Below are 26,294 nucleotides of genomic sequence, written 5' to 3'. Positions count from 1 at the left end.
AATGGCCGTTTCGACAGTGTTAACCGTCACCGCGTGCAGCAGCGGTGGGGGTGCTTCGACAGCGGGCAACGGCCAAGGGTCTGGCCCGACCGCAGCGCAGTTGCAGAACGCGCAGTCTCTGGTCAGCGCCTCCACCCCGGAGCCCGCCTTCGTTGCTCCCGGCCCGAAGTTCGACCCCTCGAAGGCAAGAGGCAAGACGGTCTACGCCATCCCGGTCTCGGCCTCCGTACCGTTCAACGTCTACGTGGGCAAGTACCTCACCGAGGCGCTCTCCAAGTTCGACATCAAAACGGTCTACTACTCCACGACCGGCCAGTCCTCGCAGTGGGTCGCGGGCATGAACACAGCGATCTCGCAGCACGCCGCCGCGATCGACCTGATCGGCCTGGACCCTGCCGCCCTGCAACCGCAGATCGCGGCTGCGAAGGCAGCCGGCATCCCCGTCATCGTCGACCACTTCCTCGACACGTCTCACACCGACTACGCGGGCTATAAGGACGTGGCCGGCATCGTTGGAGCGCCTTACAACCTCGCCGGGCAGCTCGAGGCGGCCTACGCGATCAACGACACCAAGGGAAGCGGCACGTTCCTCCTGGTCGAGTCTCCCGACCTGCTCTCGTCCACTGACGTGGCCGTCGGCATCGAGGCAGAGTTCGCGAAGGACTGCCCTTCCTGCCATGTCGTCAAGGTGGACGTGCCGTTCAACGACTGGTCGACCAGGATGCAGACGGCCGTCTCGTCGGCCCTCACGAGGTACCCCGACACGACGTACGTGCTCCCGGTCTTCGACGGCATGGTGCAATACGTCATCCCAGCCATCACCGCTGCCGGCAAGACCGACACCGTCAAGCTCGCCTCGTACAACGCCACTCCGTTCGCGCTGGACTTCCTGGCCAAGGGCAACGTCGTCACGATGAACCTCGGTGAGAGCTTCTCCTGGCTCGGCTACGCACTTGCGGACCAGACCCTTCGGCTGATGGTCGGCCAGCCCGCGCTGAGCGACGAGAAGGTCCCGGTGCGAGTGTTCACCTCGGCCAACGTCAGCCAGACAGGTAACCCGCCAGCCATCAACACCGGATACGGCAATGCCTACCTGGCCGGCTATCAGGCGCTGTGGGGACTGTCGGGCTGACGTCCGATCGCGCACGATCGGTCCGTCGTGGGGCCTCGGCGGGACCACGACGGACCGTTCACCCGACCAGCAAGAGGAGCCAAGATGAGCGACACGGAAGATGACCGGGCAAGCGCGCGGCCCAGTCGCGCGGCCGGTGATCCTTGGGATGGCCGCGGCGACACCCTGATGATCCGCAATCTCTCCAAGAGGTTCGCCGACACCACGGTCCTCGACTCCGTGGACCTCCGGATCCGCAGGGGTGAGGTCCACAGCCTGCTGGGCCACAACGGGTCTGGAAAGAGCACCTTGATCAAGGTCCTGGCCGGCTTCCACGCGCCGGAACCGGGATCAGCGATGGAGTTCTGCGGCGAGTCCATCGATCTACCACTAGCGCCCGGCCGGGCCAGCGAACTGGGGATCGCGTTCGTCCACCAGGACCTCGCACTGCTCCCAAGCCTCACGGTGCTCGAGAATCTCCGGATCGTCGAATGGTGCGCCGGGAAGGGCCGGATCCATTGGCGAGCCGAGCGCGTGCGCGCTCGGGCCGACCTCGAGGCGCTGGACATCGACGTTGACCTCGACGCTCAGGTGAGTTCGTTGGACCAGGGCCAACGTGCATTGATCGCTGTCGCCCGAGCGGCGTCGACGCTCGGGGTCACGCGGCAGCGGGAGGGTGGTCAGGCCCGTGGCCTCTTGGTCCTCGACGAACCGACCGTCTTTCTGTCCGAGGCTGGCCGCGAACAGCTCTTCGCGCTCATCCATCGGGTCGCCTCGCTGGGCGTAGGCGTGCTGTTTGTGTCCCACGACCTGGACGAGGTTCTGGAGAACACCGATGCGGTGACGGTGCTCCGAGACGGCAAGGTGGTCGGAAGCAAACCAACATCGGCCACGAGCTATGACGAGCTCGTCCGGCTGATCATCGGCAAGGCCGAACTGCCGGTGAGCTCGCGTACGTCGCAGGCGGATCCGGACATCGTGGTCGCCGGGGTCCGCAATGTGTCCGGCGGCAGGGCCGGTCTGTCCGATGTGGACTTCGACATCTTCAAGGGCGAGATCCTCGGCCTGACGGGCCTGCTCGGATCCGGGTTCAACGAACTGCCGTATCTGCTCTTCGGCGCGTCGGCGGAGTCGGGCACCGGCGGAGAGATCCAGCTCGATGGAGACGTGTACCACTTGTCCTCCCTGGACCCGACCGACGCGATCCGCCGCGGACTGGCGCTGATCCCGTCCAACCGCCCGCGGGACGGCGGCATTCTCACTCTGCCGGTGGCCGAGAACATCACCATGCTCTCCTTTCGCCAGTGCATGGTGGGGCCCCGGCTCTCTGGTCGCCGGATCGTCAAGCTCGCCGCCGACCAAGCCGACGAGTTCGACGTCCGCCCGCGCGACGTACGAATGCAGTACGGGCGGCTCAGCGGGGGGAATCAGCAAAAGGCGCTCATCGCGAAATGGCTGCTGACCAAACCACGCCTGTTGCTCCTCGACGAGCCGACGCAGGGCGTGGACGTCGGCGCCCGCCAACAGATCATCAGCCAGCTGCGACGGGTCTGCGCCGACGGGGGTGCCGTCCTCTACGCCAGTGCCGATCACGCGGAGCTCGCCGAGGTATGCGACCGGGTGCTGGTCTTCCGCCACGGCCGGCTCGCACGAACCCTCGATGGCGAGCAGTTGACGAAGGACACGATCACCAGCGAATGCATTGGACTTATAGAGAGCGAGCAGACCGATGACTCACGCTAAGCCCGAGGCGCACGACGCGAAGGGAGGCCCCGGACCGGGATCGGAGGCAGTCGTCGGGTCGAGACGTCCCGATCTGATCCAGCTCTTCGAGCGGTTCGGCATTCTGCTCGTCTGGGCCGCTGTGGCGATCGGCTTCTCGATCGCCGAGCCCAATACCTATCTCACCGTCGGCAACCTCGCCAACATCTTCGGCTCCCAGGCCGTTCTGGTCGTCGTGACGCTGGCTCTGATCATTCCGTTGACCGCAGGCGACTACGACCTTTCGGTCGGTGGGGTCGTCGCCGTGAGCTCGATGACGATCGCCGTTCTGAACGGGCAGCACGGGTGGCCGATCGTCCCGGCCGTCGTCGCGGCGATCCTGGCCGGCGTCGTCGTCGGGCTGTTCAACGGACTGGTCATCACGATCTTCGCTATCGACTCCCTGATCGTGACCTTGGGATCCCAGACCGTCCTGTCAGGTCTGGTGCTCTGGATGAGCGACTCCCAGACAGTCAGCGGCGTCTCCAACAGCCTGGTGAACCTGGTTGTGGTGCAGAAGCTGTTCGGCATCCCACTGGCGTTCTACTACGCCATCGTGATCACCGCCGCGATCTGGTATCTCTTCGAGCAAACGATCTTCGGCCGCAAGCTGCTCTTCACCGGACGCGGTCGCGACGTGGCTCGGCTCAGCGGTGTGCGAGTGAACCGACTCCGCGTCGCGGCGCTTGTGTGCTCTGGTGTCGTGAGTGCGATCGCCGGTGTGCTGTACGTCGGAACGACGGGTGCCGCCGATCCGAGTTCGGGCTTCTCCTTCCTTCTACCGGCATTCGCAGCCGCCTTCCTGGGGTTCACCGCCATCCGACCGGGCCGGTTCAACGCCTGGGGGACGTTCGTGGCCGTGTACTTCCTGATCTCCGGCATCACTGGCCTCGAGCTCAAGGGCGTGCCCCCGTTCGTCCAGCAGTTCTTCTACGGCGGCGCTCTGATCCTCGCCGTCGTCCTACGGCAGGTCGTTCGCGGCCGAACCGAGACCTCCGCGGAATGAAAGACACAACGAGCGATCCCGGAGACGGGTTCAGAAACGGACGGCAAGTGAGCGACCGCAACTTCAGCAATCCGTACGGCGACAACGACCAGATCGGTCGGCTCAACGAGCTGGCCGGCGGGCAGCTCATGAACGTCTTGCTGCGAGTCGATCCCGGCCGGGTCTACGACCTGTCAGTCGAGTACTTCGTCGGGATGCCCAACTGGACCATCACCGGCGACCCGGCGTTCCAGATCTGGATGACGGCTCGACCCTCGGGCGAGATCCTCGACGACCCGATGCACGTAGGCGAAGAGTCGAACAAGACGGTGAGCCGCTCGGGCGACGCCATCATGATGTACACCCACAGCGGCACCCACGTGGACACGCTCAACCATATGGGCCTTCACGGCCGGATCTACAACGGCTACACCGAGGACGAGCATCTCGGCAGCCGGCATTGGCGTGTGTGCGGCGCGGAGCAACACCCGCCGGTCATCACCCGTGGGGTCCTGCTCGACATCGCCGCCCTGCACGGTGTGCCGATGCTGCCGGACTCCTACGGGATCGGCCGCGCCGACATCGAGGGCGCCATGGAGCGCCAGGGCGTCCGCGTGCAGCGCGGCGATGTCGCACTCGTCCGCAGCGGCCGGATGAGCACCTGGCCCGACTCCGAGCGACTGATCCCGAACGAGCCCGGGCTCAACCTCGAAGGCGCCAAGGCCCTGGCCGACCTGGGCGTGATCATGATCGGTGCCGACAACATCGGCTTCGAGCAGGGGCCCTCCGAGGACTCGGTGAACTGGCAGACGGTACACACCTTCCTCTTGACCGAGTCGGGCATCCCGATCATCGAGCTCGTGAACATGGAGGAGTTGTCAGCCGACAACGTCTACGAGTTCGCCTTCATCGCGGCGTGCTTGAAGATCCGCGGCGCCACGGGCAGTCCGATGCGGCCGCTCGCCATCCCCCTGAAGCCGCTGCGGTGAACGGTCGACAACGCGGATCGTCCCCGTTGCAGGGCAGGGTTGCCGTCGTGACCGGCGCAGCAACCGGTCTCGGGCTCGGTATCGCCGAGCGCTTCGTCGCCGACGGGTGCGTGGAGGTCCACGGCCTCGACATCACGCCCACGCCGGACCGCGTCGTCCCCGGACTGCAGCATCGGACCGTGGACGTGGGCGATGCTCAGGAGGTCGACGATTGCGTCGAGGCGATACTGACCGCGGCCGGCCGGATCGACATCCTCGTCTGTAACGCCGCCATCATGCAGGACCGGCACGAGGTCCTGCAGACACCCGACGAGCTTGTGGAACGCGTGTTGCGAGTCAACTTCGGTGGCGTCTTCAACCTGTGCCGGGCGGTCGGACGTGCGATGAAGGACGCAGGCTCGGGACGCGTCGTCACGGTCTCGTCCCAGGTCGCCGAGACCCCGTGGCCAGGGATGGCGGTGTATGCCGCGTCGAAGGCAGCGGTGACGACGTTCACGCGGGCGTTCGCGCTCGAGATGGCGCCGTACGGCGTCTACGTCAACACGATCCTTCCCGGCACGATGGACACCAACCAGATGCGCGACAGCTTCGCCGGACTGGGCCGGATGACCGGCGCGGACCCCGAGTCGCTGATCGCGGCCAAGCGGACGAGCATGCCGTTGGGCCGCATGGGAACTCCGCAAGACGCGGCGAACCTGGCGTCTTGGCTGGCGAGCGACCAGGCATCCTTCAGTATCGGCGGCGTCTTCGACCTGACCGGCGGCGAACTGTGGTCACGGTCGTGACCGCCGACCATGTCGTCGAGGTGGACCTGGAACGTTCACTCGTCGAAGACCCACGGTCGGGCCACAACCGGTGGCACCCCGGCATCGCGCCGATCATGACCATCCGCCCTGGTGAGGTCGTACGCGTGGACTTGCGCGACGGTCTGGACCACCAGATCACCAGGGCCAGCACCGACCGGGACATCCTGGACATGGACATGCTCCGGGGCCACCCCCTCAGCGGCCCGTTCCTGGTCGAGGGCGCCCGGGCCGGCGACCTGGTCGAGATCGAGATTCTCAGCATCGAGCATCACGGCTTCGGCTTCACCTGCGTCCGGCCTGGCGCCGGCCTGCTCGCGGCCCACGTCCCGGGGCCGTTCTTGGCGACCTGGGAGCTCGCCGAAGGTCGGGCCACCTCGCCTCAGATCCCGGGTGTCACTGTGCCCGCTGACCCATTCCTCGGCATCGTAGGCGTCGCACCCTCACCAGAGCGCATGCGGGAGTATGCCGCCCGCGAAGAAGCCCTCGCGCGGCCCGGGGGCGCAGTGTTACCGCCGACCCAGCAGAGCGCCATCCCGCTGGACGCCGGCATCGCATCTGTCGGCCTGCGCACAGTGCCGCCGCGCGAGAACGGCGGGAACCTCGATGCCAAGTATCTACGAGCCGGCAGTCGGCTGCTCGTCCTGGCCCAGGTCGATGGTGCGTTGGTGTCATTGGGTGACGCGCACTACGCACAGGGCCATGGAGAGGTCTGCAGCCAAGCGATCGAGATGTCGGCCACTGTCGAGTTCACCTGCAGGGTCCGCCCTAGGGACGCACAGTCCTGGAGGCCAACGATGCCGGTCATCCTGTCCGCCCCGGCGCCTGCACCCCAACGCCGTCTGGTCACTACCGGCATCCCGGTTGAGGCCGATGGCACGAACCGCTCGATGGACCTGAACGTCGCCGCCCTCAACGCTTTGCTCGCGATGCAGGACTACCTGACCTCGGAGCGAGGTCTGAGTGCCGAACAGGCCTACGCGCTGTCCAGCGTGGCCGTGGACCTCGAGATCCTCGAGATCGTCAATGGGGCCAACGTCCTCGTCGGCGCCGCCGTCGACCTGACCATCTTCGACGACGACCGGGACGGCGTCGCACGCCCGACAGGGAGAGGTACGGATGACGCTCGCAGGTAGAACCGCTCTCATCGTCGGCGCAGCCGGCGGGATCGGCAGCGCCATCGCCTACGCGTTCGCCGCCGAGGGCGCGACCCTCGTGCTCGCTGATCACGAGCAGCGGCATCTGGCCGAGGTGGCCGAAGGCTGCCGTTCCGTAGGCGCAGCCGCACGCACCGAGTTCGTCGACCTCCGGGACGAGACTTCCGTCCGCGATCTGGCTCGTGCCGCCGAGGGTCCCGATATCTTGGTCAACTGCGCGGGCCTCCTCCTCGAGGCGCCCCTGGAGGAGATCACCACCGAGGACTTCGGCCGGCTGATGGACGTCACCCTGCGCGGCGTCTTCCTCAGCTGCCGAGAGGTCGCCCCAGCGATGAAGGTCCGCGGCTCCGGCCGGATCATCAACGTCGCCAGCCAGCTGGGCATCACCGGCGGGGCACGGCTCAGCCACTACGCCGCTGCCAAAGCAGGGGTGCTCGGCTTCACCAAGTCGATCGCCAGGGAGCTGGCTCCGCACAACGTGCTCGTGAACGCCATCGCGCCGGGCCCGATCGACACCGCGATGACGGCGTCGATCACCGGGGAGTGGAAGGACGCCAAGTTGCGTGAGCTGCCGCTCGGCCGCTTCGGGCGGCCCGAGGAGGTCGCACCATCCGCCGTCCTGCTCGCGAGCGACCCCGGCGGAAACCTCTACGTCGGCCAGACCCTTGGCCCGAACTCCGGCGACGTCATGCCCTGATGAGAGATCGCCTCCAGGACCATCATCCAGAAGGGAAGTTCATGCCCACGTCGACGAGTACACCGCCCCTCCAGGTCACCCGTGACCTTGTCCGAGCGGTGCTGGACCACCAGCGGGACGACCTGCCATCCGCCATCGACGTCCACGCCCGGATGCATCTGCTCAACGTCCTCGCGCTGACCGTGTCGGCCGCACGCCAACCGGCCGTTGAGGCCGTCGTTCAGCTGCAGAGTGCCGTCGGTGGCGCCGGTGTCACCGTCGTTCCCGGCCGCTCGGAACGCCTCGACCGGCTGCTCGCGCCCGTCGCCATCGGGGTCGCCGCACACCTCGACGACTTCGACGACACTCACCTGGCCACGGTGATCCACCCTTCGGCGGCGGCACTGGCGACCGTTCTGCCGGTCGGCATCATGGCCGGCTCCTCCGGCCGCGATGTGTTGCATGCCTTCGCGTGGGGATGCGAGGTGCAGTTGCGCGTTGGCCTCGCGATGTCGCCGTCCCACTACGACGCTGGCTGGCACATCACCGGGACGGCCGGCGTCATCGGATGCGCCGTCGCTGCAGGCCTTCTGCTCGGGCTCGACGAAACTGCCCTGGGCTGGGCTGTGGGCCTGGCGGCCTCATCCGCCGTCGGGCACCGTCAGGCATTCGGCACGATGACAAAGCCGCTACACCCTGGCAAGGCCGCGAGCAACGGCGTCCTCGCCGCGCTGCTGGCCCGCGACGGCTTCACCGGCCCGGACACGGTCTTGGAGGCACCCCGCGGCTACTTCGAGGTGCTGTCCACTCACACTGAGCTCAGCACCGTGCTCGACGGAATCGGCGAAAGTTGGCACTTCTCTGACAACGCAGTCAAGCCGTATCCATGCGGAATCGTCGCCCACCCGTTGATCGACGCCGGCCTCGAGCTGCGGCGGCTCGGTGTCGAACCCAAGCGGGTCGTGGGGCTTCGCGTGTGCTGCAATCCATTGGTACCGGACCTGATGGGACACCGGGATCCTATCGACGGCTTGCAGGCGCGCTTCTCCGCCGTGCACGGCATTGCCTCGGCCCTTCTGGACGGCGAGGTCGGCCTGCCGAGCTATGAGACCGAGCGGGTCCGATCGGACGACGCCATAGCCATGCGTGCGCTGGTCGAACTCGTGCCGACGACCACCTGCGCTCGTGACGCGGCCATGGTGAGGGCGGAGCTCGACGACGGTTCAACCGTGATCGCGGATGTGGCTCACGCCCGAGGCAGCATCGCGCGACCCCTGTCAGCCCAGGAGGTCCGGGCCAAAGCCGAGGCGCTCCTGGCACCAGTGCTCGGCAGGGCGTGGCTTGCCGTACCGGAAGCGGTCGACGGCCTCCCACGCGCGCAGGATCTGGAGCAGCTCTGCCTCGCCACGACCCTTTCGGAGGATGGCCGATGACCACGCCCACCATCTCGGTCCCGCCAGTGACCCAGCTGTTCGCGGATTTCGCCCTGTCGCGTCTCGACCTTCCAGAGTCGGCCCGCCGCGCCGCCAGGATGACCTTGGCCAACGGCGTCGGCGTGATGGTCGGAGGCAGTCGCGACGAGGCGGTGAGCCGCGCGGTTGCCGCAATGACGGCTGCGGGTGAGCCGACGAGCTGCGCCGTGTGGGGGCGGACTGAACGCACGTCGATGACCGCCGCCGCGCTGGTCGGCGGGATTGCCGCGCACGTGCAGGACTTCGACGACACCGATCTGCGGACGGTCATCCACGCCGCCGCCCCCATCGTGCCCGCGGCGCTCGCCGTCGCGGAAGCCGAGCAGGCCTCGTTGGCGGAGGTTATCGACGCTGTCGCGGTTGGTGTGGAGATCACGCTGCGAGTCGGACTCGGTCTTGGCATGACCCATTTCGCCCGCGGCTGGCACATCACCGGGACGACAGGTCGGATCGGCGCGGCCGCCGCTGCCGGGCGACTGCTCGGTCTGACCCCGGACCAGATGGTCAACGCGCTGGGCATCGCAGCCACTGAGGCCGCCGGGCTGCAGGCGGCCTTCGGAACCATGGCCAAGTCGTTCCACGCCGGCAAGGCGGCGTACGACGGGGTCGAGGCAGCGCTGCTCGCGTCGTTCGGATTCACCGCAGCACGCGACGCCATCGAAGGCCGACGCGGACTGGCCGCGGTGATGGCCGATGACGCCGAGCCGGCGATCATGGTCGACGGGCTGGGCAGCACGTGGGAGATAGAGCACAACGCGTTCAAGCCCTACGCCTGCGGCATCGTCTCCCATCCTGTCATCGACGCCGGAGTCGAGCTACGGGACGCCGGCGTCACTAGTCAGGACGTCGATTCGGTCCGCCTGAGAACCAACCCGGTCGTGCTCCAAGTGATGGGCGTCGCGGACCCCACCGATGGGCTCCAGAGCAAGTTCAGCGTCTACCACTGCTTCGCAGTCGGTCTCCTCGACGGCGCCGGCGGACCCGTCCAGTTCAGCGACGAGCGTGCAGTAGCGCCAGAAGTCGTCGCCCTGCGCAGGCTGGTCATGATCGAGCCGGACCCGGCTGTGGCCAGGGACGAATGCTATGCACACGTGTCAGGCCGCACGTCGCGAGAGGTGCACATCGAGCACGCGACCGGCAGCGAGGCCCGGCCGTTCACCGAGGGGCAGCTGGTGAACAAGTTCGTCCAGATCGGTGAACCGGTCCTCGGTGCGGACCGCGCCCGCGAGCTCGTCGACGCCTTGATCCACGGCGACGACCGCCCTGTCGCTGATCTCATCAACCTCGCTGCTGTCACCGAAGGCTGAACATGTCCGCACCTCGCATCCGATACGAGCTGGCCACGGGGCGAGAGCCGTTGACCCCACCCGCGCCCGGCAAGAACGTCATCGTGAGCATCGTGCTGAACGTCGAGCGCTGGCCCTTCGACCAGGCGATGCCCCGCGCCATTCTCAACCCCCCACACGGCGCGCAGCCGGTGCCAGATGTCCCAAACTTCAGCTGGGCCGAGCAGGGCATGCGCCTAGGCCTGCCCCGACTGGTCGAGATCATCAACGCGCGGGGCTTGCCTGCCGGTGTCAACCTCAACGCAGCCGCAATCGATGCCTATCCGCAAGCGGCAGAGCTGTTGTTGCAGAGCGACTTCGAGTTCATCGGTCATGGCGTCAGCCAACGGATTCTGAACACCACCGACGAGAGGTCGGTTGTCCGCGAGGCAGTCGACATCTTGACGAGCTATTCCGGCCAGAGGATCCGCGGGTGGCTCGGCCCCGGGTTGCAGGAGACGTTCCACACGCCCGACGTGCTCTCCGAGTGCGGACTCGACTACGTGTGTGACTGGGTGGTCGATGAACAAGCCGGTATGGCTGGACGCGAAGCCCCGACGGCTCGTCGCCGTGCCGTACTCCCTCGAACTGAACGACAGCGTCATCTACGCGGTGGAGCATCACTCCTCACCCGAGTTCGAGCGACGTGTGGTGGACACCCTTCGGTCTTACGACGCCGAAGGTAGCCGCACACCCTTCGTCTTGGCCCTCCCCCTGCACCCGCATCTGATGGGCGCCCGACACCGGTTGCCGTACTTCACCTCGGTTCTAGATCTGCTCATGGGGCGGACCGACACGGTCTTCATGACCGGATCCGAGATCTGCGACTGGTTCGTCGGTCAGACTGCCAACGTCAACTGAGACCGCTACGGCCCGCCGAGAAGGCGCGGGCTTCGGCACGCGTGCGCCGACCGGGCAACGGTGACCTGCTACTGGGCGCCAGGCATGCCAGACCGGCGCACGCGCTGTCCATGACCGATGCCGAAATGCCTTCATCGGCGCGTTCGGTCAGGCAGGCACAGACCGCGGCCGGGGCGGCGGTTAGCGGTGTGATGCCGCGGCCGGCGCACCAACGTTCCCACCGATGCCAGCTGTGGCCGGGCGGTGCGGGTGGACTCGGTAACGGCGACCCGTCACAGACCCGGGAGTCACGCTTCCGCTTCTTCGGCACCGAAGGAGCATGGAGCAGCTGGCCACCGTTGCCTTCTGGCAGGACAAGCGCGGTGTCGAGGAGATCAGCCGGCATTGGACCGATGCAGTTCAAGCGCGGTGGTTCCAGCTGCCCTCCACGGAGATCGACCGGCTTCTCCTTACCCGCCGCTATTGGGCTCTCGCAGCGTTTCGGTGAAGACGAGGTCCACGGCCTTCGTGATCGCCACCCGGTAGGCGTTGGTGATGTTCTTCGGGTTGGTCATCTGCTCGGGCTGTAGGCCGGAGTGGTCAGGCCCCTTGTTGGCCTCGTAGAGCTTCGGAGTCGCCCGTTCGATCAACTGGAAGTAGCGCAAGCTCAGCAGGTCCTGGACTCGGTGCCACTCTTGGCGCGGCGCATCACTAGCGAAAAAACCAGACAGCCGATGCTCGATCGCGTCGCCCGACGTGCGGCTTTGAAGGTACCTGCTATCCAACTCGGGGCGGAGTTGCTCCAGCTTGGTTCGCGCTGCCTGGTCGCCGGCGTTGTTCTCGACGAACTCCTTCGCCCGCATGTAGTGCTGCGTCATGAGGTACAGGGAGGCCGCGGAGTCCGACATCTCGCCGACAAGCTCATGGCGTAGCGCGTCGTCACGAGCCCGCTCTTCCCTGGTGCGCTGTGCGTCCTCGCGTGCCTCGGCGCGCTGCGTCTCGGCCTCCTCGCGTGACTCCGCGCGAGCACGCTCCGCCTCGGCCCGATCGATGGCACGATCCGTCTCTGCCCTCTGGCGCCTGTGCTGGATCGTCGACGTGATCCACCAGACCACCAGACCGCCGACCAAAACTGTGACGGCCGGCCCCACTGCAGCGACGACGATGCGCTCCCAGAGCGGGTCGGTCGATGCGGCCTCCAGGATCAGCAGACGCATCTCGGCCTCCCACGATGACGGTCCACAGGCCCTCCCAGGCGGAGGGTCGGACAAGTGTCCCGCAGCGATCGCACTCGCGCGATCCGGCGTACCCACATATGGGCGGAATAGCGTGCGGTCGGGTCAATAGTGTGCGCCCACTGTGTCGCGAACGCGGCGGTGTGACACACACCCATGACGGCGCTGCACGTCTCGGTCATCGCACCAGCCTGCCCCGGCGGTCTCGGTGCTCGCGTGAAGGCGATCGAGGGATGCCACGAGGGATGAGGGACGCCTGCGGCTCTCCCCACCGTCAGTAACGAGCAAGGCCCTGACCGCGTCTCCGTAGGTCAGGGCCCCGATCGTCTGTCTCAACGCAGCGTGCGCCCGAAGGGATTCGAACCCCTAACCTTCTGATCCGTAGTCGAAATCCCGGCTGTTCAAGGCGTCGATCCGAGCGAATTGGAGCACCATAACTGCGGACCGCGTCCGTCGAAATGTGGATGGTGACAGCCTGCGGTTAGCAGTGCCGTTAGCAAATCGCCGGAGCGTCTGTGATCGCAGACGCGTCGCGTTCGTTGCACGGTGGCTGCACGTGATGGTGGCTAGGGCCTCGCAATGCCACATCACGCATCAACGTGATGCGTTACGTTCCCCGCATGACGTGGGGTTGGAATCCAGACACGATCGCGGCGTGTGCCACCGGCGCCGCGACCGTCTTTGCTGCTCTGGCCGCACTGCTCGCAGTGTTGGACGTGCGTTCGCGGCGCATTCTTGGTCGAAGGGCGCAGGCTGACCTGGTTGCGGCATGGACCATGCTGGAGGAGGTTGAAGAGCACGAGTACCCCGGGATGCACATCTATGAGTGCGTCCTTCGAGTGGCGAATCGTTCGGACCTCCCCGTCATCAACCTGCACGTCACCTCGATGCCATCGAACACGAGTGGCGAGCCTCTTGACCCAGCGGTGCGACGCTGGCACAGCCTGGGTCCCGGGCAGGTTGATCGAGTCAACTTGGGTCGGACCGACGGACATGATGCGCTTGGTTACCCCGGCAGAGTCTTGGCTGTTGAGTTCACCGATCACGCGGGGCGGCGATGGACCCGTAATGAACAGAATGGTTTGCAGGAGGGCCGAGGTCCGGCCCGTTGAGCGATGCGCACTGCGATGTGGCGAACCTCTGGCTCGGCGACGACAGGAGGGTCTGATGACCAAGAAACGCAAGCCGAAGGCACCGACCAATCCGCGGCGGGGGCGGCTCCGGATCCTGGGTCCCGCCCTCCCGCCTGGGATTGTCGTTGACACGTACGAGATGACGGATCTACGAAAGTACGACACCTCAACTGAGTCGGGCGAAGTAAACCATTACGTCTATGTGTGGACAACACTTCGAGACAGACTGATCGACCGCTGGCTCGATGCCGAGCGGATCCTGCGGACTGCCTGCGTTCTTCTCCTCAGCCCATCAGACGAACTTCGCCCGCGAGTCTGGACCCTCGTGGGACGTCAGAGCGGCGATGCGCTGATCGATCTTCTGGGCGACCTACTGGTCGCGAAGGGACACGAACCCCCAGATGATTTTCGAAGGAGCCTGAAGGCTCTCGTTGGCGTGCGAAACCTGCTTGCCCACCAGCCGTCCCGACCCCGTGAAAACAAGCGCTCCGACGGTCTCGTGTTCCTCAAATCGACAGGCTTCAAAGAGGGTGTCTACGTCGAGATCTCGTATTCAAAAATCGAGCAAGCAATGTTGGACGTGCAGCCAAGCATGGACTGGCTCGTCGAGGAGATTCCGGAGTCCGACGGTGTGGTGGTTCAGTTCGACGATGAGGTGTTCGATTTGTTGGCCGCCCAGTCCGATCCCCAAAATGGCCTTGAATGACTCGTCGACCCAAATGCTGAAGCGTGAATGACACAGTTCTGTGAGCGGTTTCGTGGCCGACCTCGCGTCGGTTATCGTGGGGATTCGACGCGCTGGCGCCAATCTTGAGTGGTGACGTGCGGGATAGCCGGGTGCGCTGACTTGACCGCGTAGGGCTGGCTCCGCATCGGCGCGAGCACCCTGAAGGTTTCAGGATTTCGAGCGCGCGATTAGAACCGCGTCTCGCCAGTCTAGGAATTCGAGCATCACCTCGGTGGTGAGTTGCTTCAACGCGTCGTCTGCCGCCCTGCTTACGCGTCCGCGGCGCTCAAGTGCCTCGCGCGCGACTAGCAAAGAGAGGCTACGGGGGTAGCGCCGAACCTTTGCCGCAAACCGGGTGCCGACACCTTCGATAAGACGGCGATGGGCGTCGCGCGCAGCCTCGGCCTCCTCACGCGTAGGCGACTTGCCCGCATGCGCCACCTGGTGACGCATCTGAACAAGATTTGCACGCCACTCGGCCACAGCTGATCGTCCTTGCGGTTGCCAATTCCCTCCGAGACGGGTGTGGTATTCCGTGCGCACACGCACGAGAAGCGGAGGATCGAAAACCAGGGCGGCCTCACTCGCCGCTTTCCCCTCCTCCCACAGCATCAGCATGAGGGCGAGGTCCAAGAAGACCTCGCCGGCGCTGTAATAGAGCATGACCGACGATCTGAAGTCGCCTGCTATCTCAAGTGCGGCCTCTCCGTCGGCCTGAAGCTCGAGCACGGCAGTGATCGGGTACCTCCTGGCCTTTTGATGAAGGTACGTACTCATACGTCGAATTTCGGCCTCGGTTGCCGTCCGGCGAATTCCGGGCTGGCCGGCAAGTGCGAACACGTTCAGGACTTGGTACGGAGGGTGATCCCACGAATCTCCGGATAGTTCTGCAGGCCGTGTTCCAGCCAGGATGAAAGGCCCTAACCGCTCTCGGGCCGGAGGTCGCATGACCGTCTTCGTCACAAGGCGGTATGCGTCTAGCAGGTGCAGTAACGCCTCGATGCACATGGTGAGGTTCTCGCCCATGACTGAGTCTTCGACGCTTGCCGGCTGCCACTGCTCATGGTCGAAGGGCTTTACGAGTGGGATCGCCATCTCAACGACGGTGTAACTTGACCAGGTGTCATCGGCGTCATCCTCGTCCAGAGCAGTTCGCGTGGCGGGACCTTCGTCAATAGCAAGGTTTGGAGCCACCTGGCTAGCGACTAAGTCCAGCTCGTCCATGGCGGTATCAACGACAGATCTACTCTTCTTCCCGCGATGGAAACGAACGGATACGAACAGCTGTTGCATCTGACTTGATGGGACGGTCAAGAATGGAGTTTCACCTGTCCAGTGAATGACCGACTCTCCGAAGCCGTGCAACTGTCCTGACAGATCTACACGGTGGGAGCGGTCGCCATTGAGGCCCACAGGGTCGGCATAGCAGGCGAAGTAGGTCGCAACTCGAGGTCTCGCATCCGACATTCGTTCCCCCAGGTTCACCACGGGACTGCCCGCTCGCATTTCACTTACGCGAACATACCCGGGGACTGCTCCCGAGCCGTCTCAATAGAGCCTGCTGCGTCAGCCTGAGCTCAGGGTCTTGGGGTCGGCCAGGGAGAGCCACCGACCCGATAGCGGATGCATGGAGGTAGGCCGGAGAGACTGTCAAGCCCTCCGTGTCCCTACCCGAGGCGACTTGGCGGCACACGGAGTGTGCACCTGGATGGGCCTACGACCGAGGGCTTGACCGACTCGGAGGCCTGCCGGATGCTGCCGCGCCGGGTCGGCGACTCGGAGGTGAGTGGACGCGGACGCTCAGGAGTGGGTCAGCGGCTTCTATTCAGGGAGTATCAGTCGGTCGGCAAGGTCGGGGTGCGGTGGGGTGCGCGTGGCGCGAAGCGCCTAAGCGCGGGGCCCCATCGCGGGGCCCCGGGCGTTGCGGCGCGGAGCGCCGCCTTGATCCCTTAGGAGCCGGAAGCAGCAGAGCCGCAATCAGGGTCATCGTCTCCGTCGGCGGATGCGCGACATGGGGTTCGCGACTTGCTCCTTCTTGGCCGATGCCGGCTACTTCTTGAGGTGGATGGTCTTGGTCGTGCCGAGCATGGACATCTTGAAGGTGATCTCGTTGTCCTTGATGGTGAAGACCTTCTCGGCGTCCTGGGACCCGAGCATGGAGGAGGACAGAGCCTCCTTATCGGCGACCGACGTTACGGTGTCGCTGCCCGTCGGGAACGTGCCCTTCCAGTACAGCGAGCTCGTGTCCTTGTCCACGATGTGTATCTCCACGCTGTTCTCGGCGATGACAGCCTCAAGGCCGTCAGCCTTCCAGGTTCCGTTGAGCGACACCGCTTTCTCAGCCTTGACAGGGCTGTTGGTCGGCCCGCACGCCGAAAGGGCGAACGGAAGGACCAGGAGAGCGGTGAGTACTGCGATGAACTTGCGCATGATGCCCTTCGGGGAGTTCTGTGCCTGCGACGCAGACAAAGGAGAGACCGATCAATCCACTGCGGAGGTGGGTTGGGTTTGTCTTGGCATTCAGCGGCTGCCGCTCGATCCGACACTGGATGACAGCGCCACGAAGTCCACTGGCGGATCCTTGCATGGCTCAGCATGCTCCGCTGCCGAATCGTAAGAACCCCATCCAAATCGGACGCTGAACAGCCTCTTGCTCACTGCCCGCAGCGGAGCATGACAAATGCCTCGCGCCCGGCTGCGAGACGAGACCAAGTCTCGGGCCTTGCCACAGCGCGGCCAGTCGGGGGGCAGTCGACCGCGGCGGTATGACGCGGTCAGCACTACGTTGCCTAGTCGCGGTCTCCAAGGCGTGAGGATCTATTCTGCGCGGACCTGCGCGGCAAGGCAGAGGCGGGTGGCGCCTAGGCATCCAACAACCGAGGATTGCCTAATGGAGGACGACTCGACAAGCCGTGGGCTCATCTACGTCGCTTACGGCGAGCTCATGCACAAGCTGCAGGTGATGGAGATGAGCCTCTGGGAGATCCAGGCACTGCGGATGAAGAAGGGCATGACTGATGCTCAGGCCTTCTCCCAAGTAGAAAAATGGGACGGCACAACATTCGGGGCGTTGTACCGGGGCATGAAGTCGCAGCCGCACTGGACCGAGGAACTGATCTGGAAGGTGGGACAAGCAGTTCAGTTGCGCAACCACCTAGCTCACAACTTCTTGCGCGAGTTCTTTCTGGCGGTCGAATCCCAGATCAACTTTGAGGCAGGGGTAGAGCAGTTGCTGGAATGGCACGGGGCGGTGGATGAGCTTGCCGAGCAACTCGACGAGCACATCAAGACGCTTGGCGGAGCCCAGTGTGACGAGCTGGACGACATGACAAGGGCTGAGGTCGAGGCGCTACGGCCGAAAGCATGGCCCCTCAATAGGCAAGGCCAATCCGAATGACGTGAGCAGCAATCAGTCCTGTTCAGCACTCATCCCGCCCTAGTGCCGGCGCCCGCCTCGCGGCGATGTGACGCAGCCCGGGTTGCGAATATGTGGACGGAACCTGGGAACATGTGGCATCGAGATCCATAGGGTGTTGTGGGTGCACGGGTGCCTTTCCGCTACGCAGACCTTGTGAGCCTGGCCGATGTGATGGCAACACAAAGCAAGGGAGAGCTTCGCAATGACTGACGCGCCGGCCAGGGCACGGGTGGAGGAACTCCGCATCTTCGGCGATGCGGCCGAGTTCCGCCGGGCTCTGAAGAAGCGGTTGGTCGCGGCCGACGGGTTGCGGGCTAGGGCTTTGGCCCTACGAGACCAAGTTAGGGTCCTTCCTCCCGTGCCGCATAAGAGTCAGAAGATGGGCTTTGTAGCCGCTCTGACTCGGGCGCCGGTTCTTCAGGGCGCCTTCAGCCTTAAGTCCTCGACTGATGCCTGGCGACGAACGAACGATGTGGTGCTGGCCCGCTATCTCGGCGCTGCCGCCGCCGAGTTCAGGCTCGGGCCGGTGGACAAGGCGCTGGTGGCGAGGGCTGTACAGCAGCTTTTCGCCGGGTTTTCGTCAGTGGAGCACGCTCTTGCGACGCTGCGAAACGACGTTGGCACTGGGCATGGTCGCGCCCAGCTCCCTCCGGGTTTGCGGGCGCGTCACGGCCAGCTCGCCATCGATGCAGCAGACACCTACACCCGGTACATCGTCGAGACCCTACGTGACCTGAAGCTGCTCTAGAACGTGATGAGCTCAAAGGGCGGCCTTGGCGACGATGGTTGGCTGAATTACGTAGAGGCAGCGCTGGACCGATAGCGCACGTCCAACCAGGATCCTGAAGTGACTCCGGCACGCAGCGAAGAAACGCACCGCCCGCACGCGGCAAACCAAGGGCCTTGCCGCCAGGATACGACTGCAGATTGTTCTCAACCCACGTCACCCTCACGGTGGGCCAAGCGCCCCATCCCGGACCCGCTCGTGTTCCATGTGCAGATGAAGATGTCGGTCTCAACGTTTGCGAGATCTTGCCTCAAGCGACCGAGCTCCTCCATCGTCCACGCCCGCACATATTGCTTGGATCGGGTCGTTCGTTGACCGTGGACGCGGCCTGGGTCGACATTCGCCAGCCAGACTGAATGCACCACAGCGTCCCGACTAGCCAAGAGCGTCTCTGCGCTGGATAACGCTTCCTTGAATGCCAGCGTGTCTTCGGCCGAGATCAGGCCAAGTCTCGAGGACCTTCCTGAGGTCTCATCCTGCAGCGATGACCCGATACCCCTGTCGAGAAGGCGCCTGGCCATGCCGATCAGGGTGCTTCCTCGTTCGCCCTGAACGAGGATGGAAGTCAACGGCGATCGTGACAGGGACGTTACGGCGTTGGCGAGTTGCAGTTCGAGACTGGTCGCATTGGCAACGATGGCGCCGATCGCGCGGTGCAAGTCGCTTACATCTAGGCCTTCGGTCTCCGTCACGGTGTCAGGCTAGTGACCAGTAGCCCATGCACAGCCGGCAAGGCGATTGTCGGCACGAGCGGATCGCGGCGGATTGGGGCGGCCAAGCCCGGCCGTGCGACCCGGATAAGGCTCGCCCCGGCGCAGTCAGGGATTCGCGAAGCCTGCCTGGCGCCCCGCTCTCATGGCAGGACGCAGGACGCCCCCGCAGCATTCATGTCACGATGTCAATCAAGTCGGCCGGTGTCCCGGCCGCGCGCGCCCAGAGCGGGTGCGCGGCTATCAGTCGGTCGAAGGGCTCTTATGGAACCGCTATCTCCCGAGATACTCGACATGCTCGATTTCACCGCTGCCGCGTCGGCTGAGTCGCAGTCTTGGCGAAACTTGCTACCTCCTGAGCCCTGGTTGCCAGTGGTGGAGAAGTACCCGAAACTATTGGGGACTACACGCGCCACCGTCTTGAGGCGGGAATCTCAAGCGCACCGACCGTGATTGTGCGCGCTCGCAAGTCCCACCAGCAGGTACGCCCTGTCCCCGTCGTTGGGATCCCCGAACGAATTGCCTACCGCGCTTTCACCACGAAGGTGCTTGATGGCCAGCCCCGGCTGGACCGCTCGCAGGATGCATATCGACAGTTCATCATCGAACCCATCATGCATCTGATGAGGGGGCGTCGAAAACTCCGGTTCGGGCAGATTGACGGTTACGTCGTCGAGTCCGACTTCGTTGCATTCTATGAATACATCGGGCACGTACCACTGCTCGCCGAGGTTGAACTCCGGACGTCAAGCGTTCTTCTCCCCCGCATCCTTGTCAGGTTTTTGACGGAGTTGCAAGGGCGCCCGTTTGGGCTGCCACAACTTCTCGATCCGTCCGATGACCTCTCTGAGGTCTATGGCCGGATCGTAGAACGCGAGCTAAAACGGCGAGGCTTGGAAGTCTGGCGATATAACGACGACTTCCGGATGGTCGCTAAGGGTTACGACCATGCCCAAGCCGCGGCTGAGGCACTTTCCGAGGAAGCGCGAACAGTTGGGCTAGTCCTCAACGAACCTAAAACGCGCATCGTCAAGTTCATCAATTACTTCTGGTCCAACGTCACCGAGCCGCGAACAGACGCTGATGTGGAGTTCAAGCCGGAACTCATTGAGGTCTTCAGCGAATATGGCGAGTCAGAAGGGGATGCCGCGACCGAGTTCGCGCATGGTGTCATCGACCGCCTGGAGGCCGATAGCGACCCCGCTACGCACCTCGACCCGAAGAAGATGACCAGGAGTGAGGCGCGCGAGCTTAGTAGGGCTATAAGCGTGCTTACCAGGGAAGCTGACTCGTATGGTCTGCACCACGTGCCGGACCTCTTCGAGTTTGTTGCCCAGCTGGGCCATCGGTTAGGCACGTATATGGCCGAACTTCAGAAGAGCGGCGAAGACATCTCCAGCGTGTGGGACAACCTCGTGGGACGTGCACACCAGTTCAACGCTTGGCAACGCATCTGGCTTGTGTACGTCGCCCGCATGGGGTCCCTCCTCGGTGTCGCTGCGCGCCGAAACTGGGTGACCTCACAACTGAATGACCCGGACCCACTTCTGAGGGCCGAGGCCACGCTCGCGCTCGCTCCATACAAGGCCATCAATTTCGATGCGATCGATCGCGCGGTGCGCCTCGAACCGGAAGCACTGCTCCCGTGGTACGCACTCGCAGCTCGTTCCATCCCCAACGTCAATCCAAGCCGGCTGAGCTCGCTCAAGGAGAGTCACAAGCTCATCGAACTCGTTCTGCACAAACCGAAGAGGGCTACGACGAGTTCACCCAAGCGGAGCGCCGGGGCCAAGCCCACGGACGCAGCCACGTGAGCAGCGAACCCGAATGGGCGCTCACTGACGAAGCTCTTGTCCTAGTCCTCCATGCCGAAAGCGACATGACGCGGGCTACTGCTACCTCGGGCTCAGAACTCTTTCGGGAGCCGCCCCGACGAGACATGCTCACGGCCGCGCGGGTCGACGTGCTGTGGTTGCGTGAAACCGCAGTCCTTAGGCTCGTCTCCACGGTCGAGGCCTACACTGACGCCGCTTCTAGACGTTGCGCAGACTTGAAGGGTCTTCAACCGCCAGCAAAACCGCCATTCTCGTGGGATCAACGGATCAAGCATTATTCTTCGACGCATGCCATCGATCTCTCTACTTGCGCGGGATGGCGCGAAGTCCAAGCGGGCGTGAACCTGCGCAATTGCCTGGCACACGGGCTGGGCGCGCTCACCCCTTACCTCCTCGCGGACCCAGACATCGGACAACAGATGCTGTCCATCCACGTAGACGTCCACAGTGGACGAATGCACTCCCGAACGACCACCGTGCCCCTCTTGGCAGCCGCATGTCGCGAGTACATTCTTGATCTCGAAAGTCAACTACTTGGGACGCTGTAGCCCCCTCTCACCATGGGCCAGGAGGCACGTCAAATGGTGAAGATTTGCATGGGATGTGAAACAGATGAGAAGGGCGCAAAATGGCAGGATGGGAAGGTGCGGGTGGGAACCAATTCGTCGCCCAGTGGCTCCCGCGTGCGCCTGCCCCGCCTACTGGATTGCTTCCACATAGTCGGGTAACACGTCACCGGCAAAGTAGGCGGTCGGGTGCCGGGCTAAGTGGTGAAGTGGGCGCCCATAGTGGGCGGTAGGCAGCACATCGATCAGGGCATACTCGTGATCTGAGTCGAGCGTGACAGCGCGCCACGGAAGGGCCCACTAGACCGCAACTGCCCGCCCCTAAGATTCGGCAAAGTTGCCTGGCTATTCGACCCAGACGCGCGCGGCCGGCTGCCAGCGAAGGGATGAGTGTGCTTGTTTGGCGCAGTCTCCCGCCGACCAGCGATACCAGTCGCGCTCGGCCAGCACGGTCAGCGCAAGGTCACCACTGTCAGTCATGCGAAGTGGGCTGACCGCCCTGAGGTCCGTCTCGATGGTGTCCGCCACGATGACTACCCGGCGTCCGACCAGGTCTGGATGTCCTTCAGCCATTTGGAGAGGACGCAGCTCGGGCGTATTCGGGTTGCGGTTGAGGTTGTCGAGCCAGGGCTGTGTATTCATCACTGGTGGCGCGTCCCGCGTTGACACGTACTGCTCGACCCACAGGCGTGAGAGGCCGACGGCGAAGCGGTTGGTGGTGAGGCGATCTTGGTAATAGTCCCGCTCTTCTTGGATCCAGATCCCTGGCTCTCCTAGGCCGTCTACGTGGTCGCTGGCTTCGGAGGCGATTCGCAGACCGTCCTTCCAGCCGTGGGCTGTGATCTGGCCGTCGTGGTCGTGGCTGGTCATGAGGTATCGCGCGCGCCGGCCCAGGAGAGGCTCGTGTAGTCCGCTCGCTCGCCGAATCAGCAGCGCCGGGACGCTGACGTCATTGGCCCTCGACACCCGTTGGGAGGCGAGGTCTTGGTACTCGTCATCGCAAGAGTTCGGGATTGGACGATCATCCATGGTTGCCTGCCGCCCTGACCTGGGTGGACTGCGTGGCCGGCCGGGCGACGAGCGCCAGCTGGGACTTGAAGTAGGGGTCGCTCAGAACGTCGTGGACCACCTCGACAGTTGCGCCGGTGCGCGGTGCGTGGACCATGCCGCCTTGCCCGTCGTAGATGCCGACGTGGTGGTAGGTGCCCGGCGGGTCTCCTGGCGCGTGGAAGAACAGCAGGTCCCCGGCCCGCAGCGGTGATCCGGGTGGCACGTGCGGGAGAGCGGCGGCCTGGGCATCAGTGACTCGGGGCAGCATCAGGCCGGTGGCCTGGTGGTAGGCGTACTGCACGAGAGATGAGCAGTCGAACCCGACGGTGGTACCACCGAGTCCGATTCCCAGGCCTGGGCCACCGATGCCGCCGCCGCCCCAGCTGTAGGGTGTGCCGAGGTATTGCAGGGCGGCGGCCACGACGTGGGAGCCGCTGGTGCCGTCGCCGTGGTAGTCGGCGGCGGTGTAGCAGGTCGCGGACAGGACGCTGGGGTCGGCGACTATCTGCTTGGCTATCGGTTCCCAGCGGGCGTAGGCGTCGGGGAAGGCGCTGTGCTGCACGGACTGCGCTGCCTGGGTGAGGGTCATCGACTGGAAACCGGGGACCTGGAGCAGGCCCTTCTGGCCGCCTTGCCCGCCCTCGTAGAACATTCGTGCCGCTGTTTCGGGGTTCAGTCGCGCGGCTGCGGGCCCCCAGCCGGTGCGCTGTTGGAAGAGCCCGACGCTGTCGAGGTCGCCACCGGAGAGGTTGGTGAGGCTGGACTCCTGCAGGGCTGTGGCCACGGCGATGACCCACCCGTATGCCGGAACCTTCAGCTGCCTGCCGACGGCGACGATGGTCTGTGCGTTCGCGAGCTGCTGAGCGTTCAAGCCGGCTGCCGTCTGACGTGAGCCAGCCATCAGGGTCGAGCAGCCGTTGCCCCTCGGGGCTGTGGTGGAGTCGTCGCCTCCGGACGAGCTCACCAGGACGGCGAACACCGTTACCGCGGCACCGCCGACCAGCACGACCGGCAGCGCGATGAGTGTGAGCCTCGCTAGTCGGCGCAGGACCACCTTGCGGGCGACCTGCCCGGCGGCGAGAAGGATCGGCGCCGGCATGTTCAGTTCCCGGTCGCGGACTGCCCTGGCACCAGCGATGGCGTGGGTGCGCCGGGGGGTGCGTCATCGGGCGCTAGCGCGTTGGCCTTCCACGTGCCGCCGGTGCGGACCAACGTGATGTTTATGCGGCCGCCGTCGGTGGGGACGGTGACCGTTGCTGACGTCGGAGTGGTTTTCACGAGTGCGGCATCGCCGGTGACACGCGTGGCCGGCACCTGCCGGGGATCTGTGCCATCGAGCGAGCTGAGGAGGGATGCGGTGGCCCAGGGCTTCAGGCCTGCCAGCCATGCCGGTCCGCTGAGCGTCGTCCGCGCCCAGGCCGCAGCGAAGGCAGCCGCTGAGGCGACGGGCGAGTGGACGTCAGACGGTGGCGCTGGCGCGGCGCTGGGCGCGGAGGAGGGAGATGCGGGGGTGGTCGGGGTGGCGCTGGCAGGAACGGTCGGGCTCGCCGTAGCGGTGGCCGTGGTGGCCGATGCCGTCGTGGACGCGCGCGGGGATGCGGTGAGGCGTCCGAGGCTGGCCATGACCGCCAGGACCACCACGGCGGTGATGGTCAGGTTGCGCCAGGACCACAGGGGCCAGCGCAGGGCACGACCCCAGGTGGCGGGGTTCATTCCACGCTCCGGTCCTGCACACTGGGGACCGTGCGTCGGGTGTCGGGGTCGTAGAGGCGGGGACCGATCCCGTCGCGGCGGAACAGTGTGTGCGAGTCGTGCGCGAGGTTGTCGAGGGCCCGGGCGTTTTGGGGCACCTCGTCGACCAGGACGCCGCTGAGCACTTGACCGCGTTCCACCAAGGGCTGCCGTTCGGTCCCGGGCGTGACGGTTGCGTCGACACCTCCGGCGAGGACGTATGCCGGATCCTCGCGCGTGGCGTCAGCCGAAGGGAATGCATCCGAGGCCGAGACGTCACGCGCACCGCCGCCGTGATGGGCCCGTGGGTCTTCGACGGATGAGAGTTGCATGTGGGCGGGTGCACGCAGGAATCGTTCGCCGTCCCTGAGGTCAGGGAACCCCGATGCCGCTGGGCGCGAGAAGGTCTCGGCCGGGAGGTTGACCAGGCGAACGGTCCGGCTCGGCGTGGTCGAGGTGGTCGGGACTGGCATCTGCTGCTCCTCGAGCTCGTGCTCTCCCGCCGTGATGCCGTCCTTGGTCGCCTGTCGGCGCAGCGCGTAGTTCCAGACTTCGCGGCCTCCCCGGCGTAGCAGCCGGTGCCCTTCGCCGGACTGGCCCAGGATGCTGGTGAAGCTGAGCAGCGGGTAGAGCACGACGAACGCGGCGGCGGTGACGACCAGGCACAGCACCAGGCCGAGCACGCCCATTCCGGCGTTGGTGGCGCGGCTAAGGACGGCGGAGATCACGGTGGTGTGCACGGCGGAGCCGGCGGAGAACGCGATGACGTTGATGATGGCGGCGCCGCCCATGGCGAACACGCGGCGCACGATGGCGGCCATGGGTGCCATCACGCCGACGACGGCGACGGCGGGGAACAGCATCACCAGCAGGCGCAGCATGACCAGGCCGGCGAACAGGAAGATGTCGGCGACCAGCCGGAACAGCAGGCTGAAGGTGGATCCGAGCGCGACCATGAGGCCGGTGCCGGTCCGTCCTCCTGCTTTGCCCTGCAGGGCGCTGTAGGCCACGGGGTCGTTCTGCTGGATGTCCGCGGCAGTGGCCTTCCATTCCTCGGCCTTCTTCTCGGCCATCCGCCGCCCGGCTTCGGGGTCCTTGGCGGCCTGTGCGGCTTCGGCCCAGGTGAAGGCGCTGGCCTTGAACAGCGTTGGCCCCCACCGTTTCGCGGCCGGTGAGTCGCTGGAGCCGAGCTCTCCGCGCAGCCAGTTGTCGTAGAGGACCCGGTCTACGACCAGAGCTCCTTGGGCGCGGGCGGGGTCTGAGGAGGCGGGCAGGTTGGTGAGCCCACCCACGCCGGAGTTAATGGCCGAGATGCTGGACGTGACGGTGCCGTCGAAGAAGGTCGCGACCCGGGTGGGGTACTGACCGATCCCGGCAACAACGGTCAGGACCAGCAGCGCCCAGGCAGCGGCCGAGGTGACAGCCGAAAGGCGTCCGTGCAGTGAGTAGAACAACAGCAGCGCACCCACGCCGAGGAGCGCGGCACCACCCCAGGGACTCCAGATGGAGTCGTGCAACCGCTGGGTGACCGCGGCGACAACGTCGTCCAGGGGCGCCATGTACTGCTCGGGGTGAGCGACCTTGTTGTGCAGCCCGTTGGTGGCAGCCGTGCCCCAGGTTGCGGCCGAGAGGAGAAGGTTCCCGGTCGCGGTGTCCATGCTGGCGTTGATGTCCCGCAGACCGCCGCCGCAGCCGAGGTCATAGGTCTGCCAGGACAGCCCGGCGTACCCGTACTGCTCATAGACACTCGTGCGCGGGTGCGCCACGAACGGATCCATGGGAGCGGGAGGTGTCTTCGGCCCCTCGTCCAGGAACCCGGTGATGCCGCTGCCGGGCAGTTGCGCGGTGGGCGCGTCCTTGCAGTCCGGGATCCCCGGAAACGATGGTGACGCTGACGCCGACCCGGACACTGCCAGGCATAGACCGGCCGCGATCGCGATGAGGGCGAGGACGCGGCATACCGTCCGCCGGGTGGTGTCCATG

Annotated in this window: 22 protein-coding genes; 15 read left to right on the top strand and 7 right to left on the bottom strand. The window is 65.3% G+C overall.

Annotated elements, in window-relative coordinates:
- Positions 1-100 precede the first annotated feature (100 nt).
- The 11 genes from GKE56_RS14365 (at position 101) to GKE56_RS17645 (ending at position 11,140) form a co-directional block, all read left to right on the top strand.
- Positions 101-1,132, top strand: a complete 1,032-nt coding sequence (locus GKE56_RS14365; protein ID WP_195908145.1) for a substrate-binding domain-containing protein — start codon at positions 101-103, stop codon at positions 1,130-1,132.
- 84 nt (positions 1,133-1,216) lie between these two features.
- Positions 1,217-2,854, top strand: coding sequence for a sugar ABC transporter ATP-binding protein (locus GKE56_RS14360; RefSeq protein WP_154685120.1), 1,638 nt, complete (start codon positions 1,217-1,219; stop codon positions 2,852-2,854).
- Positions 2,841-3,878, top strand: coding sequence for an ABC transporter permease (locus GKE56_RS14355; RefSeq protein ID WP_154685119.1), 1,038 nt, complete (start codon positions 2,841-2,843; stop codon positions 3,876-3,878). Before GKE56_RS14360 ends, GKE56_RS14355 begins: the two co-directional genes overlap by 14 nt.
- 47 nt (positions 3,879-3,925) lie before the next feature.
- Positions 3,926-4,846, top strand: coding sequence for a cyclase family protein (locus GKE56_RS14350; protein ID WP_230208994.1), 921 nt, complete (start codon positions 3,926-3,928; stop codon positions 4,844-4,846).
- Positions 4,847-4,893: 47 nt separating this feature from the next.
- Positions 4,894-5,631, top strand: coding sequence for an SDR family NAD(P)-dependent oxidoreductase (locus GKE56_RS14345; RefSeq protein WP_195908144.1), 738 nt, complete (start codon positions 4,894-4,896; stop codon positions 5,629-5,631).
- Positions 5,628-6,785 carry an acetamidase/formamidase family protein gene (locus GKE56_RS14340; RefSeq protein ID WP_195908143.1) on the top strand — a complete coding sequence of 386 codons (1,158 nt, stop codon included), beginning with the start codon at positions 5,628-5,630 and terminating at the stop codon, positions 6,783-6,785. The genes GKE56_RS14345 and GKE56_RS14340 overlap by 4 nt, the downstream gene beginning before the upstream one ends.
- Entirely contained in the window at positions 6,769-7,503 is a 735-nt protein-coding gene (locus GKE56_RS14335; RefSeq protein ID WP_154685115.1) for an SDR family NAD(P)-dependent oxidoreductase, read from the top strand. The genes GKE56_RS14340 and GKE56_RS14335 overlap by 17 nt, the downstream gene beginning before the upstream one ends.
- 98 nt (positions 7,504-7,601) lie before the next feature.
- The gene (locus GKE56_RS14330; RefSeq protein ID WP_195908142.1) at positions 7,602-8,915 is read left to right on the top strand and encodes an MmgE/PrpD family protein; all 1,314 of its coding nucleotides are present in this window, start codon (positions 7,602-7,604) and stop codon (positions 8,913-8,915) included.
- Complete coding sequence (locus GKE56_RS14325; RefSeq protein ID WP_154685113.1) at positions 8,912-10,261, top strand: MmgE/PrpD family protein; 1,350 nt, start codon at positions 8,912-8,914, stop codon at positions 10,259-10,261. The genes GKE56_RS14330 and GKE56_RS14325 overlap by 4 nt, the downstream gene beginning before the upstream one ends.
- 83 nt (positions 10,262-10,344) lie before the next feature.
- Complete coding sequence (locus GKE56_RS14320; protein WP_230208993.1) at positions 10,345-10,965, top strand: polysaccharide deacetylase family protein; 621 nt, start codon at positions 10,345-10,347, stop codon at positions 10,963-10,965.
- A gap of 16 nt (positions 10,966-10,981) precedes the next feature.
- Positions 10,982-11,140: a hypothetical protein gene (locus tag GKE56_RS17645; protein ID WP_230208992.1), complete on the top strand. Its 159-nt coding sequence runs from the start codon at positions 10,982-10,984 to the stop codon at positions 11,138-11,140.
- 449 nt (positions 11,141-11,589) lie between these two features.
- Here the strand turns inward: GKE56_RS17645 and GKE56_RS14315 are convergent, their stop codons facing one another.
- Positions 11,590-12,336 carry a hypothetical protein gene (locus tag GKE56_RS14315; protein WP_154685112.1) on the bottom strand — a complete coding sequence of 249 codons (747 nt, stop codon included), beginning with the start codon at positions 12,334-12,336 and terminating at the stop codon, positions 11,590-11,592.
- Between the two features lie 1,185 nt (positions 12,337-13,521).
- Here GKE56_RS14315 and GKE56_RS14310 point away from each other — a divergent pair.
- A complete protein-coding gene (locus GKE56_RS14310) occupies positions 13,522-14,193 on the top strand; it encodes a hypothetical protein (RefSeq protein WP_154685111.1) in 672 nt (223 codons plus the stop codon).
- Positions 14,194-14,382: 189 nt separating this feature from the next.
- Here GKE56_RS14310 and GKE56_RS14305 read toward each other — a convergent pair whose 3' ends face one another.
- Both GKE56_RS14305 and GKE56_RS14300 read right to left on the bottom strand, forming a co-directional pair.
- Positions 14,383-15,438 carry a hypothetical protein gene (locus tag GKE56_RS14305; RefSeq protein WP_154685110.1) on the bottom strand — a complete coding sequence of 352 codons (1,056 nt, stop codon included), beginning with the start codon at positions 15,436-15,438 and terminating at the stop codon, positions 14,383-14,385.
- An 825-nt stretch (positions 15,439-16,263) separates the two neighbouring features.
- A complete protein-coding gene (locus GKE56_RS14300) occupies positions 16,264-16,644 on the bottom strand; it encodes a hypothetical protein (protein WP_154685109.1) in 381 nt (126 codons plus the stop codon).
- Positions 16,645-17,158: 514 nt separating this feature from the next.
- Between GKE56_RS14300 and GKE56_RS14295 the strand changes: the two genes are divergently transcribed.
- Together GKE56_RS14295 and GKE56_RS14290 are read left to right on the top strand one after the other, a co-directional pair.
- Positions 17,159-17,611: a hypothetical protein gene (locus tag GKE56_RS14295; protein ID WP_154685108.1), complete on the top strand. Its 453-nt coding sequence runs from the start codon at positions 17,159-17,161 to the stop codon at positions 17,609-17,611.
- A 223-nt stretch (positions 17,612-17,834) separates the two neighbouring features.
- A complete protein-coding gene (locus GKE56_RS14290) occupies positions 17,835-18,380 on the top strand; it encodes an abortive infection family protein (protein WP_154685107.1) in 546 nt (181 codons plus the stop codon).
- Positions 18,381-18,565: 185 nt separating this feature from the next.
- Here GKE56_RS14290 and GKE56_RS14285 read toward each other — a convergent pair whose 3' ends face one another.
- Entirely contained in the window at positions 18,566-19,111 is a 546-nt protein-coding gene (locus GKE56_RS14285) for a hypothetical protein (protein WP_154685106.1), read from the bottom strand.
- A 467-nt stretch (positions 19,112-19,578) separates the two neighbouring features.
- Here GKE56_RS14285 and GKE56_RS14280 point away from each other — a divergent pair, with 467 nt between their 5' ends.
- Complete coding sequence (locus GKE56_RS14280) at positions 19,579-20,943, top strand: hypothetical protein (RefSeq protein WP_154685105.1); 1,365 nt, start codon at positions 19,579-19,581, stop codon at positions 20,941-20,943.
- Between the two features lie 932 nt (positions 20,944-21,875).
- Here the strand turns inward: GKE56_RS14280 and GKE56_RS14275 are convergent.
- From GKE56_RS14275 to GKE56_RS14265, 3 genes are all read right to left on the bottom strand, one after another.
- Positions 21,876-22,400 carry a hypothetical protein gene (locus tag GKE56_RS14275; RefSeq protein WP_154685104.1) on the bottom strand — a complete coding sequence of 175 codons (525 nt, stop codon included), beginning with the start codon at positions 22,398-22,400 and terminating at the stop codon, positions 21,876-21,878.
- A gap of 151 nt (positions 22,401-22,551) precedes the next feature.
- Positions 22,552-23,679, bottom strand: a complete 1,128-nt coding sequence (locus GKE56_RS14270) for a C40 family peptidase (protein WP_154685103.1) — start codon at positions 23,677-23,679, stop codon at positions 22,552-22,554.
- 610 nt (positions 23,680-24,289) lie between these two features.
- Positions 24,290-26,293 (bottom strand): hypothetical protein, encoded by a 2,004-nt coding sequence (locus tag GKE56_RS14265; protein ID WP_154685102.1) that lies wholly within the window; start codon positions 26,291-26,293, stop codon positions 24,290-24,292.
- Position 26,294 lies beyond the last annotated feature (1 nt).

Source organism: Nostocoides sp. HKS02, assembly GCF_009707485.1.
Classification (GTDB): Bacteria; Actinomycetota; Actinomycetes; order Actinomycetales; family Dermatophilaceae; genus Pedococcus.
The sequence above is the reverse complement of the archived record's forward strand: the minus strand, read 5'-3'. Positions and strand labels throughout refer to the sequence as shown.

Bases quoted from the DNA above. Each gene is read 5' to 3' on its own strand.
- GKE56_RS14360 (WP_154685120.1), top strand. From the start codon at position 1,217: ATGAGCGACACGGAAGATGACCGGGCAAGCGCGCGGCCCAGTCGCGCG.
- GKE56_RS14355 (WP_154685119.1), top strand. From the start codon at position 2,841: ATGACTCACGCTAAGCCCGAGGCGCACGACGCGAAGGGAGGCCCCGGA.
- GKE56_RS14335 (WP_154685115.1), top strand. From the start codon at position 6,769: ATGACGCTCGCAGGTAGAACCGCTCTCATCGTCGGCGCAGCCGGCGGG.
- GKE56_RS14325 (WP_154685113.1), top strand. From the start codon at position 8,912: ATGACCACGCCCACCATCTCGGTCCCGCCAGTGACCCAGCTGTTCGCG.
- GKE56_RS14315 (WP_154685112.1), bottom strand. From the start codon at position 12,336: ATGCGTCTGCTGATCCTGGAGGCCGCATCGACCGACCCGCTCTGGGAG.
- GKE56_RS14310 (WP_154685111.1), top strand. From the start codon at position 13,522: ATGACCAAGAAACGCAAGCCGAAGGCACCGACCAATCCGCGGCGGGGG.
- GKE56_RS14305 (WP_154685110.1), bottom strand. From the start codon at position 15,438: ATGGACGAGCTGGACTTAGTCGCTAGCCAGGTGGCTCCAAACCTTGCT.
- GKE56_RS14300 (WP_154685109.1), bottom strand. From the start codon at position 16,644: ATGCGCAAGTTCATCGCAGTACTCACCGCTCTCCTGGTCCTTCCGTTC.
- GKE56_RS14295 (WP_154685108.1), top strand. From the start codon at position 17,159: ATGCACAAGCTGCAGGTGATGGAGATGAGCCTCTGGGAGATCCAGGCA.
- GKE56_RS14290 (WP_154685107.1), top strand. From the start codon at position 17,835: ATGACTGACGCGCCGGCCAGGGCACGGGTGGAGGAACTCCGCATCTTC.
- GKE56_RS14275 (WP_154685104.1), bottom strand. From the start codon at position 22,400: ATGACCAGCCACGACCACGACGGCCAGATCACAGCCCACGGCTGGAAG.
- GKE56_RS14270 (WP_154685103.1), bottom strand. From the start codon at position 23,679: ATGCCGGCGCCGATCCTTCTCGCCGCCGGGCAGGTCGCCCGCAAGGTG.
- GKE56_RS14265 (WP_154685102.1), bottom strand. From the start codon at position 26,293: ATGGACACCACCCGGCGGACGGTATGCCGCGTCCTCGCCCTCATCGCG.